Genomic DNA, 14,220 nt, shown 5'->3' on the forward strand with positions numbered 1-14,220 from the left:
ACACTAATAATATCTACTTGAGAGAGTATAATATTAGCAAAGGAACAACAATGACAAATAACCAGCCCGTCCACCACCTCGGCACCAAGGCAAAAGTTCTCCTGACCAGCGTTTTTGGTCCCTATGCCCAAGACGATGAATATGGCAGCAGTACCCTCAATCCAATGGAATTATACCACAATCAGGTAACCCGCGAACAGGGAGTTTTTTCACTGAGAATGTTTCACCGCTCATTTGGCCTGTTGATGATCAAAGAAAACATTGATGGTCCATGTACTCTGCTTGACTTTCCTGAGCTTGACTCATTCACTCAAACAATCAGTGACAATCAGTATGATATTATTGGTATTAGTGCCATCATACCTAATGTTGGAAAAGTCAAAAAAATGTGTCAAATTATACGTGCTATTCAACCTAAGGCCATCATAGTTATCGGTGGACACATCTGCAATATGGAGAGTATTGATGAGATTCTCGACGCGGATCACATAGTCAAAGGGGAGGGGATTGAATGGTTTAGACGCTACCTGGGACAGGATACCAAAAAACCGGTGAGACATCCCGCAGTAGCCTCAGCCTTCGGCACAAGAATTTTAGGACAGACCCTATCGGATAAACCAGGAGATACTGCCGCAGTTGTTGTACCTTCCGTTGGCTGTCCCATGGGGTGTAACTTTTGTTCAACCTCAGCTCTCTTTGGTGGTAAAGGCAAGTTTAAGAATTTTTATGACAGCGGCGAAGAACTTTATAACGTTATGGCTGATCTTGAAGAAAAACTCAAAGTGTCATCATTTTTTGTCCTTGATGAAAATTTTCTTCTCCACAAGGAAAGAGCATTGGCACTGCTCGACCTGATGAAAAAGCATAACAAGAGCTGGGCACTTTTTGTGTTTAGTTCAGCGGCGGTTTTGAGGTCCTACAAAATAGAACAACTGGTAGAGCTTGGCATTACATGGGTTTGGATGGGACTTGAGGGTAAGAAAAGCCAGTATAATAAACTCGCAGGTATTGATACAGTGTCTTTGGTGGAAGATTTACAAGGGCATGGCATCAGAGTACTCGGTTCATCTATCATTGGACTTGAAGAACACTCTCCAGACAATATCGGCCAGGTCATCGACTATGCCACATCTCACCCAGTAGATTTCCACCAGTTCATGCTCTATACTGCAAATCAGGGTACCCCTCTATATAATCAGCTCAAGGAAAAAGGGACCTTGCTTCCTCCAGAACAATTCAAGGTGTCTGACAGCCATGGGCAGTTCCGTTTTAACCATCGTCACCCTCATATCTCAGCAGGTGATGAAGAACAGTATCTGATCAATGCATTCAGGCAGGACTTCCAAAATAATGGTCCTAGCCTCTTTCGTTTGATTCGCACCATTTTAAAAGGTTGGCAACGTTATCAAAGCCATAAGGACCTGCGAATACGAGCTCGTTTCGAGACCGACGTCAAACCATTGCGCAGCCTGCACGCAGGTGCTGTCTGGGCGATGAAGAAGTGGTACAGGGACGACACCGTTCTTTGCCAGAATCTTGATGAACTCCTCCATGATATCTATGCGACACTCGGACTCCAACCTCGAATTATCGCACCTGTTGCCGGTAGGTACATCTATTGGGCAATGAAAAAGGAAGAAAAACGGCTTGTTGCAGGCTGGACTCTTGAACCAAAAACATTTTTCGAAAAAAACAAAGCGGCCAGTAGTGAAACCACAAATCAGGAGATCGTGAATACACCTCTTGTCTCGGCGACTTTTGTGGATGATTTGACCGAACTCGGAAAAGCTTCGGCTATTATACCAGGCAATCAGCCTCAAGCAGCCCTGGAGAGTGACAGCAGGTAAAAGGGTTAATTCCAACAAAGGTACGAAACGCACCACAGGATTTTTCACATCCCCTGTGTGCTGGCGTTTTAGGGGGGGTTCTGCCCCCAAAACGCTGCTATGTTCAGGCAGATATTTTTTTTGGGGGGGGGAGAATTCCAACAGATGATCCCGTTGTTAATAAGCCGGGTGCAGGTCTCGGCGACTTCCTGGCTTTCTTTATCGCCTTGGGTATATCCTCTTGGATTGCCAACAGAAACAGCGCGAGTGAAACGATTGGAGAGCTCCACCTTGCTCTGAGGGTGTGAACTGGTTCGTAATGAAATCTGTTGCTACTGCTTCAAAAGAGCAAATCGAAAAGTTCATTCACGTTATGCACTAGTACAGAAATGGAGCAACATCAAAACAAACCTTACCAAAGTTATGTTGCGAGTCGGTCTATCTGCTTGAAATGACATAGATTTCTCTGCAAGCACTAATTATCACTTTATTCTATTTCATTTCAGATAGTTATGCCATTTTTAAGAGTGATTCTCTTTTTTTATACAACATAATAAGTCGGCCTGTTTTTCACCTGTCCATCAACCTTGCGGAGATCGGAAAGCACTACAGACTATCGAGCCAGTCTAAAATTTCCTCCTTGTTTTCCCAGTCGAGTAGTTCACCGACCTTGTCATCCTGATTGAGCAGCGATTGTGTATGATTGATGAACTTTTTCTGTATTCCTTGCCGTTGACCTAAATCGAGGTGTAGATAGATCATAGTTGATTTAACGCTATCGTGACCGAGACGGTTTTTTATATCAGATATAGGGTGTCCTTCCAGAAGCATATTGACGGCACAGGAGTGTCTGAAGCTATGTGCAGGGTTGAGGTCTTTCAGCCGCTTTTCCGGCAAGGATTTTTCCAGATATTTCCGACACAGTCTATATATTCCGTGCCGAGTAAGTTCTTTTCCACGCTGGTTTAGAAACAGACGATTCCTGTAAAGAATGTGCGGTGTTGTTCGATATCTTTCGACATATCTGGAGAGAAGATCAACAGTTTTGGGCCAGAGTGTTATCATCCTGAAGTGACCACCCTTGCCTTGAATGACCAGCGTTTTCTGCTGTGGATCAAAATAGTCGAGATCGAGTGTAGCCACTTCACTGGCCCTGGCACCGGAATCAAAAAGCAGATTGAGTATGGTATAATCTCTGAAGCCTTGTACCGACTTGAGGTTCACGGACTCAAGAACTGCCAGGATTTCTTCTTGGTTGAGAAAGCCGATGACATTCCTGTGGTAGCGTTTACAGGGAATATTCAGTATTTTCTCTGCAATATCTCTTTTTTCAGGATGCTTATAGAGGATCATTTTAGCCAGAGACTGTATGGCCGCCAATCGGTGATTTCTGGTTCTGGCGCTGTTTCCTCGCTCTTTTTCGAGCCAACCAAGAAAGTCCACAATCAACTCCGGGGTGAGCTGTTCAAGTTCTAAGGAGTTGATAGGCATACCAAATGTATCCCTGGCAAAAGGTAGAAAAAGAGAGAATGCATCACGATAGGACTTAATCGTGTTGAGCCCGTATCCTTTGATCCGTGGCAGATACTGCTCAAAAAATTGATGGACACAGCTGACAAGTTTCATGGGGTTAGTGGGTACTTGATCATGAAATCAATGAGATTCCGGTGTTGGTCCGCATCGATCAGTTTAAGGTAGTAGATTGTGTAGAAGTACATCCTATGCCCCATGTATACAGAAAGAACAGGCAAAGCGTTTTGTGGCGAATCACCTCGTTCTCTTATCCGCCTGAGGGTATTAACTGCAAAGGAATGTCTCAACGAGTGCGGTGTAGGAGCGCTGATGTTGGTATTGCCTATAACCTGCCTGGTTTGTGTGAGCCCGATCTCTTTTCTTGCCCGGTGGAAATAGTTGCGAATACGCTGGGCATATCCTTTGGTGGGATTTTTGGCCAGGAGATACGGGTTTTGATTATTCACCGGCAACAAGGTTTTGCGGAGCTGAAGATAGTCCGACAGATGGTTTGCCACGTCCCTGGGAATGGGGATTAGCCGATCCTTGCTGAACTTTGTTTTTCTTATATAGATTGTTCTCTCATCTAACCTGAAATCACTCACTTTTAATTTCAGGGGTTCAGATATCCGCAAACCGCAGCGGGCCAAAAGCTGCAGAGCCATACAGCAACTCATGTCCCCCAGAAAAAGGTGTTTATGTTCCCTGCGTACCTGCTGCCAGGCAGCTTCAAGTAGCTGCTCAGTCTCCCGTTCAGAGAAAATAAAGGGAATAATGTTGTTTCTTTTGAAACGTGGAACTCCGGTAAGAGGGTTAGTCTGGCAGAATTCGATCCGCACGAGATATTCAAAGAAACCGCCCACCCCATCAATCACCCTGCTTTTTGTATTCTGCTCTATCTCCAGATCTTTCAACATTTTCAGAAAGAACAGAGGTGTTAGGTGCTCGATCGTGGTCACATTTTCCTTTACCAGGTAACGATCAAACAGTTTCAGCCTGTTTACTGCTGCTGTGGAACAACCAAGGTTTTGTCGATATTCACCATATTGTTCCATCTGCAGTGCCAGAAAGCTTTTAAACAAATTCGCCAAGAATAACCCTCCTCATGAGTTTGAGATGAATATGGAGGTACGTGTTGGTCGCTTCAATATCCTCATGACCAAGCATTTCCTTGATCTCAAAGAGCGACGCTCCGGCTTCCAGTAAATGTTGCGCATGGCTATGTCTCAGCCAATAGGCCGTAGCTTCTTTAGGTAAACCGGCTTTTCTCATACAGCTTTTTATTGCCCAACAAACAGTCCATGACTTGGCAGGCCTGAAGGGTCGGTGGCATTGTAGGAAGAGTTCCCGGCAATCGCTTTCCGGGCGACCTCCGACCAGGTAGGCCGCAATGGCTTTCAGCGTTTTCTGCGGAATCGGCATCGTGACCGGTGAACTGGCTTTGCGGTATCGCACACACATTTCGGCTTTGCCGAAAGCAATATCATCCAGAGTTAATCTGCTGATTTCCTGTGGCCTCAACCCCATCGTGTAGGCAATATGGACCATCGCATATGCCCGTAGTCCAGAAGAGGTTGTCTCGGTCATACTTTCAAAGAGTTGTTTGATTTCGCCCGCGCGCAGAAAGCAAGGTGGCTTTGCCTGATGGTACATTCGCGGCACCTTGAGTAATGCTGCAAAATCCCGTTTGATCGCATGACGATCATGGTAGAGGTACCTCAGAAAACCCCTGAAACATTTGCGGTTTAATTTCTGACTTTGCCGGGCATACGGTGCATTATACTCCTGATCAAAGGTGTCTATTTGTTCTATAGTTATTGCTGAAAGTTTGAGATTATTGCGTTTGAGATAGTGGCTGAATGCTTCAAGAATCCGCCGTACATGCTCTACCATTTTTGCGGTATCGTAGCGGGTTGTCGCACAATAATGCAGATAGTGTTCAAATATTTTTGGCAATATTGGTCTTGATTTTCTCGGAATGGGCTGGGGAATAAGTTTTTCCTGGTACAGGAAACTTGCCAATCCCCGGACAGCCCCTTGTCGTCTACTGATGTCATTGCCAGCATGCATAAATTCCCGCAATATCTCAAGGGTGAAAATTGCATTCCATTCCTTTACCCGCTTCTCTACAAATATTTGAAAATCCATCAGTATTTTATACTGGGAGGTAATGTCCGTGTCCCGGTATCCTTGTTCTATCCGTTGCAGAATATATTGCTCAACTGCCAGCGAGAGTCTTTCAGAGTCTTTATCATTCATGATTGCGGTTGAGTTGCTTATTCATGATTTGCTCAATCGTGGCCCTGTCAAATGTCTTCATGTCATCCTGGTTTTGAAGCACTTTGGCAGATTGGATTACAGGGCTTCGCGGCAAAGAGAGAACCTGGAAAAAAGTACCGTCAAAGGCGACTAGATCTTTGTCTATCAGCAGGTTGCGGGCAACTATGTAGTCATCTAAAGAAATCCCAAGCAAAGAGCAGATCTTGTCATAATGGTAATAGGAAAGTCCCTGGCGGTCGGCCACAAGGATCAGGAAGAAATACAGGATCAGTTCATGGTGGCCGAGGGTGGTAAAATACCCACCCCGTAGAAAGCGGTGACCGATCCAGGCGAAGCTCCCTTCTATTGTTCTGATGCGATCGCCGACAAGGGGTTTTCTGCTGGTCATATGCTCCTCCGAAAAGTCAGAATGGCTTGAGATTGGCTTCTGTCTTCCGTCTCCCGTATCCCCGGCGGGGGAAATGTTCAACGACAACGCCCTTTCCACCACAAAAATGACAACAGGGGACGATAAACGGGTCATCTTGAGGTAATTTATCATACGTGATTACGACTGTTGAAGATGCATCAGCCACGGTTTTTTCAGAAACCTGCATCCTGCGTCTTCTTTCAGCTTGTCGGTGAGCTTCCCGGCCTTTTTCTGTCTGGCGATATCTTTGCTGGGCTAAGCGGTGAGCTTCTCTCTGGGCATATTGCCGACAAGGATCACTGCAATATGCCTGTCCACGCCAGCAACTCCGGCAAATGTAAAAAATCCTGCCACAGCATCTGCATGACACAGCCTTGAGTAGGATAATCTCCATTCTTCCGTCTTGAACAAAAACGAAAGCCGTGATTAGATGAAAGAGCTTGATGGGCTTCCGTATTTACGGGATGTCTAAAGAAAGGCCCGAAGTTGCAGCTTCGGGCCTTTCGTCCGTTATGAGACTTTCCCGTTATTATCGTCGGAAAAACGGAAGAAAAAAAAGAAAATCCAAAGAAAAAGTAGGAAGAAGAGACAAAAGTTTACAACTTTAAAAAGCGGGAAGAAAAATAGAGAAGAAAACACGCAACATAACGGATCTCGCACCATAACCAAAGAGCACCTCGATTTGGCTTATAGAAGTTTGAAATGAGCCGAGCTTTAAAATCCACACCTCTAGTACCTGAACTATGGGCTTGATATTGCCAAATCGAAGGTAATGAATCTTGTTACTTGCCACAACTTGAGGTGTTTCCTGTGGCTCTCAAGGGCGAGGATTGCTCCCCGCCCTCATAAGGAAAACCTATCCGTATAATGTTTCTATCCACCTGATAGCTTCAGTATCATTCACCTTTCCGAGATACCGTTGAGTTGTTGAAAGGTCAGCATGTCGCAGAATGACTTTACTGACTATTTCGATGGGAGTTCCAGATCTTGAGGCATACGTGGCTGCATGACGCCGTAGATCGTGTGGACGTAATTCTATATTGACCAGCTTGCCTGCTTTTTTCACCATAGACCAGGCGGCAACATAAGAAATAGGAAAAATACGCTCCGTACTTTCAATTTCATACGATCTTACGTAGCTGGTTAACCTTATCATTATTTTTCGTGGAACATAAACCCTCTCTTCTGGTCTGCCACTTTTCGGGTTTTTGATGGTCAGAAAGCTTTCCTGAATATTGCCGGGTATGAGGTTTAAAACTTCACCGATACGCATTCCTCCCCTTGCCATGAGTTCCAGTATCAACCTGTTCCGTATGTTCATAGTTCGGAAAATGATTTCATCAACAGTTTCTTTGTCAACAATTTGCCATTGAATTGCGTGAGGTCGTTTGAAGATTTTTTTTATCACTGCCGTGTTGCAGGGGTTGGTGAGTGAGTATTCCAGCTGATCCCGGCCATCCATTCCATTTGATCCCGGCCGGTGATTCCATTTCATTCCGGCCACCGATTCCAGACGATCCCGGCCATTAAATTGGAGAGTAGCGACGCATAAAACCAGATGGTAGATGAACCATTTTTTGATGATTTTTCAAAGGAGGGTTCAATGCCAGGCAAGAGGTTATCTATGCGAAAAATACGAGAGGTGTTACGCCTCAAATACGAGTTAAAGCGCAGCAACCGTGAAATTGGCTTAAGTTGCGGCATTGGCCGTAGTACTGTCGGCGATTATATCCAACGCGTAAAACAGGCAGGCCTTGAATGGCCACTCCCTGAGGGGATCAGCGATGCATCTCTGGAGCATCAACTTTTCCCCGCTCCAACTCCAAAACATAGCTCTAAGTTATTCCCTGATTTCCACGAAGTGCACAAAGAGCTGCAATCCAGGAAACATGTCACCCTGATGCTGTTATGGCAGGAATACAAGGAACAGCACCCGGATGGGTACCAGTACAGCTGGTACTGTCACAGCTATCGGGAATGGACCGCCAGGCTTGATGTGGTAATGCGTCATGAGCACAGGGCTGGTGAAAAAGTGTTTGTGGATTATGCCGGGCAAACAGTGGGCATTATCGATGGGGCAACCGGAGAAATACAGAAGGCACAGATATTTGTCGCTGTCCTGGGCGCCAGTAACTACACCTATGCTGAAGCGACGATGAGCCAGAAAGTCGAAGACTGGGTAGGTTCCCACATTCGCGCCTTCTCCTTCTTTGGTGGTGTTCCGGAGCTGGTAATCCCGGACAATCTCAAGAGTGGTGTGAGCAAAACATGCCGATACGAACCTGACATCAACCTCACTTACCATGACATGGCCAACCATTATCAAACAGCGGTTTTGCCGGCCAGGGTAAGAAAACCAAGAGATAAAGCAAAAGCGGAAGCGGGTGTTCTTCTGGTGGAGCGCTGGATTCTGGCACGACTTCGAAAACACACCTTCTTCAGTCTTGGCGAACTCAACAAGGCTATCAAAGGGTTACTTGACTACCTCAATGCAAAACCCTTTAAAAAGCTCTCTGGTAGCAGGAAAAGCCGTTTCCATGAAATGGAAAAACCTGCACTGCAACCACTCCCAGCTTACCCTTATGAAATTGCCTATTGGAAAAAGGCTACCGTTCATCTCGACTATCACGTGGAGGTGGAAGGACATTATTACTCCGTCCCCTATAATCTGGTGAAAAAGCAGCTCGACATCCGTTATACAAACACAACTGTGGAATGTCTGTACCGTAATCAGCGGATAGCCAGTCATATTCGCAACCAGTCTCCTGGTCGCCATACAACCATCAGAGAACACATGCCGCCAAAACACCAGAAATATGCTGAGTGGAATCCGGAAAGATTTATCCGCTGGGCGGCGAAGATCGGACCTCAGACAAAGGTCCTAACTCAGACACTTTTAGTACAGAGAGCCCATCCTCAACAGGCCTACAGATCTCTATTAGGGATCTTGAGATTGGGGAAGTCTTATGGAGATGGGCGGCTGGAAGCTGCATGTGAACGTGCTCTACAAATCAACGCTCTCTCATACAGGAGCATAGAATCAATCCTCAAGAGTGGGTTGGATCAAAGACCGCTCAAGGCAGAGGAAAACAACTCCAAACCGGTACAACACAGCAACATACGTGGTGCTGATTACTATGACACAACTTTGCATTAAGGAGGCAATCATGCTGCTTCACCCAACTCTTGAAAAACTGAAAACTTTGAAATTTACCGGTATGGCCGATGCCCTTGATGAACAAATGCAGATGGACTCTTTGGATGACATGGGCTTTGAGGAAAGACTGGGCGTTCTACTTGACCGGGAAATGGCTGTAAGAGAAACACGACGAATGAAAACCCGCCTCCGTAAGGCAAAACTGCGCCAGGACAGCTGCATAGAAGATATAGATTTCCGCCACCCCAGAGGCCTGGATAAATCTCTTGTCATGAGACTGGCGGGTTGCGACTGGATTAAAGACCATAACAACCTGATAATCACCGGTCCAACAGGTGTCGGCAAAACTTATCTGGCGTGTGCTTTTGCAAACAAGGCCTGCCGGGAAGGGTTTAATACACTTTACCTGAGAGTGACTAAGCTCTTTGAGGACCTGAGTCTGGCTAAGGGGGATGGGCGGTATCTGAAACTGCTCACCTCATTTGCAAAGGCGGATTTACTGGTTTTAGACGACTATGGTTTGGACCACCTGAATCGGGAACAACGTCATGATTTATTGGAAATACTTGAGGATCGTCACGGCCTCAAATCAACTATGGTAACCAGCCAACTCCCTGTTGATCACTGGCATGAGCAGATCGGAGATCCAACACTGGCTGACGCCATTATGGACCGACTGGTGCACTCTGCACACAAAGTAAAACTTAAAGGAGAATCTATGAGAAAAAAGAAAGCAAACTTGACGTGAACACAGACTACGAGGTAAGGAACAAATAACAGCGTCGCTTCGCTCCGACTACCCGGCCGAGATCAATGGAATACGCAGGTGAGTGCCGGAAGACCAGTGTTAATGCTGAAATTGTAAAAAGATGAAAGCACAGAGTAACGATTTCTTTTGGTCGCCTGTTTGTTATTCTTAGTCAGAGATAACAGAAATTCTAGTACTTCCTCTTGAGAAATACTGGCTAAGTCACGTTTGCCGAATCGAGAAGAAAACTTTATGAGGACGAACTCACATGTCTTGATGGTATTTTTTTTTCGAATTGGCCTGGTGATACTGCAGATGAAAATCGACAGCTTGAGAAACCTTCATTATGCACCTCCTGTTTTGTGGTTTTTGGCGGAAATTGCCATTGATTAATGATACCCTAGATACGGAATTGACAACAGGAGGGATGGGGTAATGGACAGGAAACACCTCAACCGAATGATCTTTTCCCATTTTAAGAAGTGTTACCTGGCAAGCTAAACACGTCCCCGCTTACGGACAAGAAAGTAATATCTTTCCTGCGACTTTCAAAAATGAAGCAACCAAAGATAGCGATATGATATAATTATTGCATATCATTTGCTTCACTTTACTAAGAACGGAATAGTTTTTAAATTAAAGAGTCAAAGATAAGCGGGGTTATTGAATTGAGGTCATTCGTTGTTATAATTGTTAGCTTTTTATTCCTTTTTTACGTCCTTTTCTTTTGCTCAATGCTTTACCACAGACCGGATTTTAAAAATTTCGTTAAATTGCTTAAGTTTGACTTAGAACCATTTTCTAAAAATGACATTCTTGTAAGTATTGTTTTTGGACTTTTCTTTGCGTCAATTAGCTCGATATCACTCTTATGATGTTACCTGTCCACGAAGACAGGGTCTCGTACAATAGCTCAAATTGACCTCTCAAACTCCATATATATTTTCCATAGGAAAGTACTATCAACACTTGAGCTTTCTAGAATTGGAGCAAAATACATAGCCCTGAGCCAATAACCGCCAATCCTATCAAATTTTTCTTGAATAGGGTTTTCGTTTCTGCCCAATTATCGAGAACGAACCATACACCAGCAAATGGAACTAAGGTTACAACAAGACCCACATGGAAAGAATATTCAAAGGCTAATATTACGATGTTTATCCAGTAGATTGAGCTGAGTAGCAACCCCAATATCATTAATGTTATTCCTACGTATTCCATGCATCAGTCTCTTTCTGTGAAACTAGTTTTTTGTGAACTAGAAAGTAGTATCAACACCTGAACTGTTGGGAAATGGAGCATCATTTCATCAATATTGCTATACTAATATAAAAGCAAAATCAGCCAATAAACATCAATATTTATGGCATCTTAAACAATAACAAAGGGTGATTAATGGTAGTAATTTTTTCAGGCATAGTTTGTATAATATTGGGATTGTTAATTATGGTTAGCCCTATAATTTACAGCAAAACCTATTCAATGATCCTTGATTATAGCCAGATAAAATACCCTCTTGGCTTTACATTTATTATAGTTGGATTCTACCTTTTTTATAGGCATAACAAAATGCAAAACCCTAAACACCGAATACAACATTGGATTTGCCCTGGATGCCAAGATACGTATGTAAAAACTGGTCTCGATAGATATACATGTGATAACTGCGGTCAAGCTCTTGAAACACTAGATGGCTATTATGAGCGTCATCCTAATGCTTAACCAATGAGTTTTTAGCAGGTATGGGTATTGATAGTACGGCATTATCCGCGCGTCACAAATTTAAGATTCGCACTGGCAGGTTTACACTGCATATAGTCTGACGCGGTGAAGGTGTTTCCTGTATATACGCAATAAAACGAAGACCAGAATAGTGGTATAATAAGGTCATCAACATCCTGTTTTTTCATAAGAAGAAGGAGGAAAAGATGACCATCACTACAAGTATATCAGAAAGCTTTTATCCTAAAGATTGGTTGGAACCGCTCTACTCAACCAGCCATTCCTTCCTCGTCCCCCTCGAAGTTCACTCTAATCCCGACGCGAAATCGATCCGCACCTTGTTTGCACCATCCGCTGGTGCACTATATGTTTACAGGCCAAGCAGGCGTCGGCGGGCTTTAAATAAAGCTGTTGATAAACTAGAGGCAACTCGTTTGCCAGGTTTTGAATATGTGATTTCATATCTTTATGACAAGTATCGTCGGAATCATTCGGTCAGTTCTATAAGTCAAACAGGAGGAACTTTGCATGCGTTTCTCTCTTTTTACAAAGAGCTTGGCGGAAAACACATTGAAGACATCCAACGCAGCGATATTGCCGGTTATGTAGAGCATGAACAGGATCGGAAACTGAAAATTAATTCGGTACGGAACCATCTACATTCTGTTTATGCTTTTCTTCGATATCTTACGGATCACGAAGTTTTGCCCCTTGATATCCTACATAAGAAGATCAAACTCAAAATGCCGGAAGTCTTACCAAGGGCTATACCAACAGAAGATCTGCAACGAATACTCTCAGTTATAACCAAGGTTCGAGATCGTGCTTTTATTCTTCTTTTGTTGCATACCGGAATGCGTATAGGGGAGCTACTTAGTTTAAAACTGGTTGATATTATTTTCCATGAGAGAAAGATATTGCTCTACATAGGCGAGAAGAATCTCCACGGACGTACCGTCTATTATAACAGCGCGGCTGAAGAGGCCTTACTAGATTGGTTAAGGATAAGGAATAAAAATAGCGATCATCTTTTTTACGGTAACACTGGAGGTGAGTTGTCTTATGTAGGGGGCTGGAATATCATGAAAATGGCTCTTGAGAAGTGTGGTTTGAAGCATAAGGGCTACAGCCCACATTCCCTGCGTCACACTTTTGCAACCAATATGCTCAATGCGGGAATGAGGTTAGAGGTATTACAGCAACTCCTAGGGCATCTCACAATCGACATAACCCTCCGGTATGCGAAGATATCCAATGTCACCAGGGAAGATGCTTACTTTGAGGCTATGGCAATCATCGAAAAAGGTGGACGACATGAACATGACAGAGTCAATCCTGAATTACAGGCAGTTTTTGAAGAGAAAAAACTTCTCGACTTTGACAGTTAAGAACTATCTGCATCGTCTGAAGCTTTTCTTTAGCTGGTTGGCGGTTCCCATGGAGTCAACTGCTGTAGACAATGTGAAAATATATGTTGATTATATGCTGGAAAATAGAATGGCACCTCGTACTATCAACTGTCATCTATCAACAATTCGAGGGTTCTATGATTACCTATTTCATGAAGAAAATATCAAAATAGATAATCCAGTTAGGACTGGGATGATGCTTAGAGAACCTCACCCGTTACCTCGGTACTTGCATGACAATGAGATGGAGGTGTTCCTGGGCCAGATCTCATCAAAACGAGATCTTGCCATAGTTATGCTGATGCTTCGTTGTGGTTTACGTGTGCAGGAAGTTACCAATCTTACACTGGATGTCATTGATTACAGACGTAGCCGTATTTTGGTTATAGCCGGTAAAGGTGGAAAAGACCGCATCGTATTTATCAGTAATGATGCTGCAGTAGCACTTGCCAGCTATCTCAAAGAACGTTTCAAGTCCCACGAACGACACATCTTTCTCGTGGAAAAAGGTCGCTGTAAAGGTGGGCCTATATCTGTAAGAACAATACAGCATCTCGTACAGATGTATGCAAGGAAAAGTGGTGTTCATGTCACATGTCACAGGCTGCGGCATACGATGGCAACCCAGCTTCTCAATGCTAATGCTGATCTCGTCAGTATCCAGGAAATTCTTGGCCACTCGAAGATTAAGACAACCCAGCGCTACAGTAAACTCTCAAATACGAAGGCACAGCGGGATTATTTTATGGCAATGGAAGTTGTGCTGGAGAAAATGAGGTTGAACCAGCTGGAATGAAATTCAATGCTATTGTTCCGCTTCACTATGGACTGACTCTTCCGACGAGCATTCTTGAAGGGCCCATTCTCAGAGTCAGTCCATAACGAAGCTACCTCTTATAAAAACATTGACATATAGTGGTCATATGACAGAAAATACTAGAAAGTAACCAACTAATATAAATGAAAAAACAGAGTTTATTGCGTATATAGACTGTAAGTTTCAATTTGACCAAGTCTCAAAAACGCACCCGAAATGGAGCATTATTGGCCTTTTAGGAAATTAAAATTAATTCCAGAAAATCAGCTGCAAATGAAGCACTCTAGAATATTGATACTTCCAGATTATTTTTGATGATCACTTCAAAAGTGATGTCAGG

General features: G+C 43.9%; 13 protein-coding genes. 5 read left to right on the top strand and 8 right to left on the bottom strand.

The window, feature by feature from the left end:
- The first annotated feature begins 50 nt into the window (after nt 1–50).
- Nucleotides 51–1,847 carry a B12-binding domain-containing radical SAM protein gene (locus ACX6CI_RS17710; RefSeq protein WP_458774985.1) on the top strand — a complete coding sequence of 599 codons (1,797 nt, stop codon included), beginning with the start codon at nt 51–53 and terminating at the stop codon, nt 1,845–1,847.
- Nucleotides 1,848–1,915: 68 nt separating this feature from the next.
- Here ACX6CI_RS17710 and ACX6CI_RS17715 read toward each other — a convergent pair whose 3' ends face one another.
- From ACX6CI_RS17715 to ACX6CI_RS17745, 7 genes are all read right to left on the bottom strand, one after another.
- Nucleotides 1,916–2,116: a Tn3 family transposase gene (locus tag ACX6CI_RS17715; protein WP_458774986.1), complete on the bottom strand. Its 201-nt coding sequence runs from the start codon at nt 2,114–2,116 to the stop codon at nt 1,916–1,918.
- 316 nt (nt 2,117–2,432) lie between these two features.
- On the bottom strand, nt 2,433–3,452 hold the full coding sequence (locus ACX6CI_RS17720) for a tyrosine-type recombinase/integrase (RefSeq protein ID WP_458774987.1): 1,020 nt from the start codon (nt 3,450–3,452) through the stop codon (nt 2,433–2,435).
- Nucleotides 3,449–4,429, bottom strand: a complete 981-nt coding sequence (locus ACX6CI_RS17725; protein ID WP_458774988.1) for a tyrosine-type recombinase/integrase — start codon at nt 4,427–4,429, stop codon at nt 3,449–3,451. The genes ACX6CI_RS17720 and ACX6CI_RS17725 overlap by 4 nt, the downstream gene beginning before the upstream one ends.
- Nucleotides 4,413–5,597, bottom strand: coding sequence for a tyrosine-type recombinase/integrase (locus tag ACX6CI_RS17730; RefSeq protein WP_458774989.1), 1,185 nt, complete (start codon nt 5,595–5,597; stop codon nt 4,413–4,415). Before ACX6CI_RS17730 ends, ACX6CI_RS17725 begins: the two co-directional genes overlap by 17 nt.
- Nucleotides 5,590–6,006, bottom strand: a complete 417-nt coding sequence (locus ACX6CI_RS17735; RefSeq protein ID WP_458774990.1) for a hypothetical protein — start codon at nt 6,004–6,006, stop codon at nt 5,590–5,592. Before ACX6CI_RS17735 ends, ACX6CI_RS17730 begins: the two co-directional genes overlap by 8 nt.
- Nucleotides 6,007–6,022: 16 nt before the next feature.
- Nucleotides 6,023–6,421, bottom strand: coding sequence for a hypothetical protein (locus ACX6CI_RS17740; protein WP_458774991.1), 399 nt, complete (start codon nt 6,419–6,421; stop codon nt 6,023–6,025).
- Nucleotides 6,422–6,883: 462 nt separating this feature from the next.
- On the bottom strand, nt 6,884–7,522 hold the full coding sequence (locus ACX6CI_RS17745; RefSeq protein ID WP_458774992.1) for a tyrosine-type recombinase/integrase: 639 nt from the start codon (nt 7,520–7,522) through the stop codon (nt 6,884–6,886).
- A 108-nt stretch (nt 7,523–7,630) separates the two neighbouring features.
- Between ACX6CI_RS17745 and istA the strand changes: the two genes are divergently transcribed.
- Both istA and istB read left to right on the top strand, forming a co-directional pair.
- Nucleotides 7,631–9,184, top strand: a complete 1,554-nt coding sequence (gene istA, locus ACX6CI_RS17750; protein ID WP_458774165.1) for an IS21 family transposase — start codon at nt 7,631–7,633, stop codon at nt 9,182–9,184.
- A gap of 10 nt (nt 9,185–9,194) precedes the next feature.
- Nucleotides 9,195–9,932, top strand: coding sequence for an IS21-like element helper ATPase IstB (gene istB, locus ACX6CI_RS17755; RefSeq protein WP_458774164.1), 738 nt, complete (start codon nt 9,195–9,197; stop codon nt 9,930–9,932).
- Nucleotides 9,933–10,910: 978 nt separating this feature from the next.
- Here istB and ACX6CI_RS17760 read toward each other — a convergent pair.
- Entirely contained in the window at nt 10,911–11,153 is a 243-nt protein-coding gene (locus tag ACX6CI_RS17760) for a hypothetical protein (RefSeq protein ID WP_458774994.1), read from the bottom strand.
- A 707-nt stretch (nt 11,154–11,860) separates the two neighbouring features.
- Here ACX6CI_RS17760 and ACX6CI_RS17765 point away from each other — a divergent pair.
- Both ACX6CI_RS17765 and ACX6CI_RS17770 read left to right on the top strand, forming a co-directional pair.
- Nucleotides 11,861–13,042, top strand: coding sequence for a tyrosine-type recombinase/integrase (locus ACX6CI_RS17765; protein ID WP_458774995.1), 1,182 nt, complete (start codon nt 11,861–11,863; stop codon nt 13,040–13,042).
- The gene (locus ACX6CI_RS17770; protein WP_458774996.1) at nt 12,969–13,859 is read left to right on the top strand and encodes a tyrosine-type recombinase/integrase; all 891 of its coding nucleotides are present in this window, start codon (nt 12,969–12,971) and stop codon (nt 13,857–13,859) included. The genes ACX6CI_RS17765 and ACX6CI_RS17770 overlap by 74 nt, the downstream gene beginning before the upstream one ends.
- The last annotated feature ends 361 nt before the right edge of the window (nt 13,860–14,220 follow it).

The sequence above is a fragment of the Desulforhopalus glucosivorans genome, from assembly GCF_054397165.1.

Coding starts and splice junctions, on each gene's coding strand:
- ACX6CI_RS17745 (WP_458774992.1), bottom strand. CDS start 7,522: ATGAAATGGAATCACCGGCCGGGATCAAATGGAATGGATGGCCGGGAT.
- ACX6CI_RS17765 (WP_458774995.1), top strand. CDS start 11,861: ATGACCATCACTACAAGTATATCAGAAAGCTTTTATCCTAAAGATTGG.
- ACX6CI_RS17770 (WP_458774996.1), top strand. CDS start 12,969: ATGAACATGACAGAGTCAATCCTGAATTACAGGCAGTTTTTGAAGAGA.
- ACX6CI_RS17710 (WP_458774985.1), top strand. CDS start 51: ATGACAAATAACCAGCCCGTCCACCACCTCGGCACCAAGGCAAAAGTT.
- ACX6CI_RS17730 (WP_458774989.1), bottom strand. CDS start 5,597: ATGAATGATAAAGACTCTGAAAGACTCTCGCTGGCAGTTGAGCAATAT.
- ACX6CI_RS17735 (WP_458774990.1), bottom strand. CDS start 6,006: ATGACCAGCAGAAAACCCCTTGTCGGCGATCGCATCAGAACAATAGAA.
- istB (WP_458774164.1), top strand. CDS start 9,195: ATGCTGCTTCACCCAACTCTTGAAAAACTGAAAACTTTGAAATTTACC.
- ACX6CI_RS17740 (WP_458774991.1), bottom strand. CDS start 6,421: ATGGAGATTATCCTACTCAAGGCTGTGTCATGCAGATGCTGTGGCAGG.
- istA (WP_458774165.1), top strand. CDS start 7,631: ATGCCAGGCAAGAGGTTATCTATGCGAAAAATACGAGAGGTGTTACGC.
- ACX6CI_RS17720 (WP_458774987.1), bottom strand. CDS start 3,452: ATGAAACTTGTCAGCTGTGTCCATCAATTTTTTGAGCAGTATCTGCCA.
- ACX6CI_RS17760 (WP_458774994.1), bottom strand. CDS start 11,153: ATGGAATACGTAGGAATAACATTAATGATATTGGGGTTGCTACTCAGC.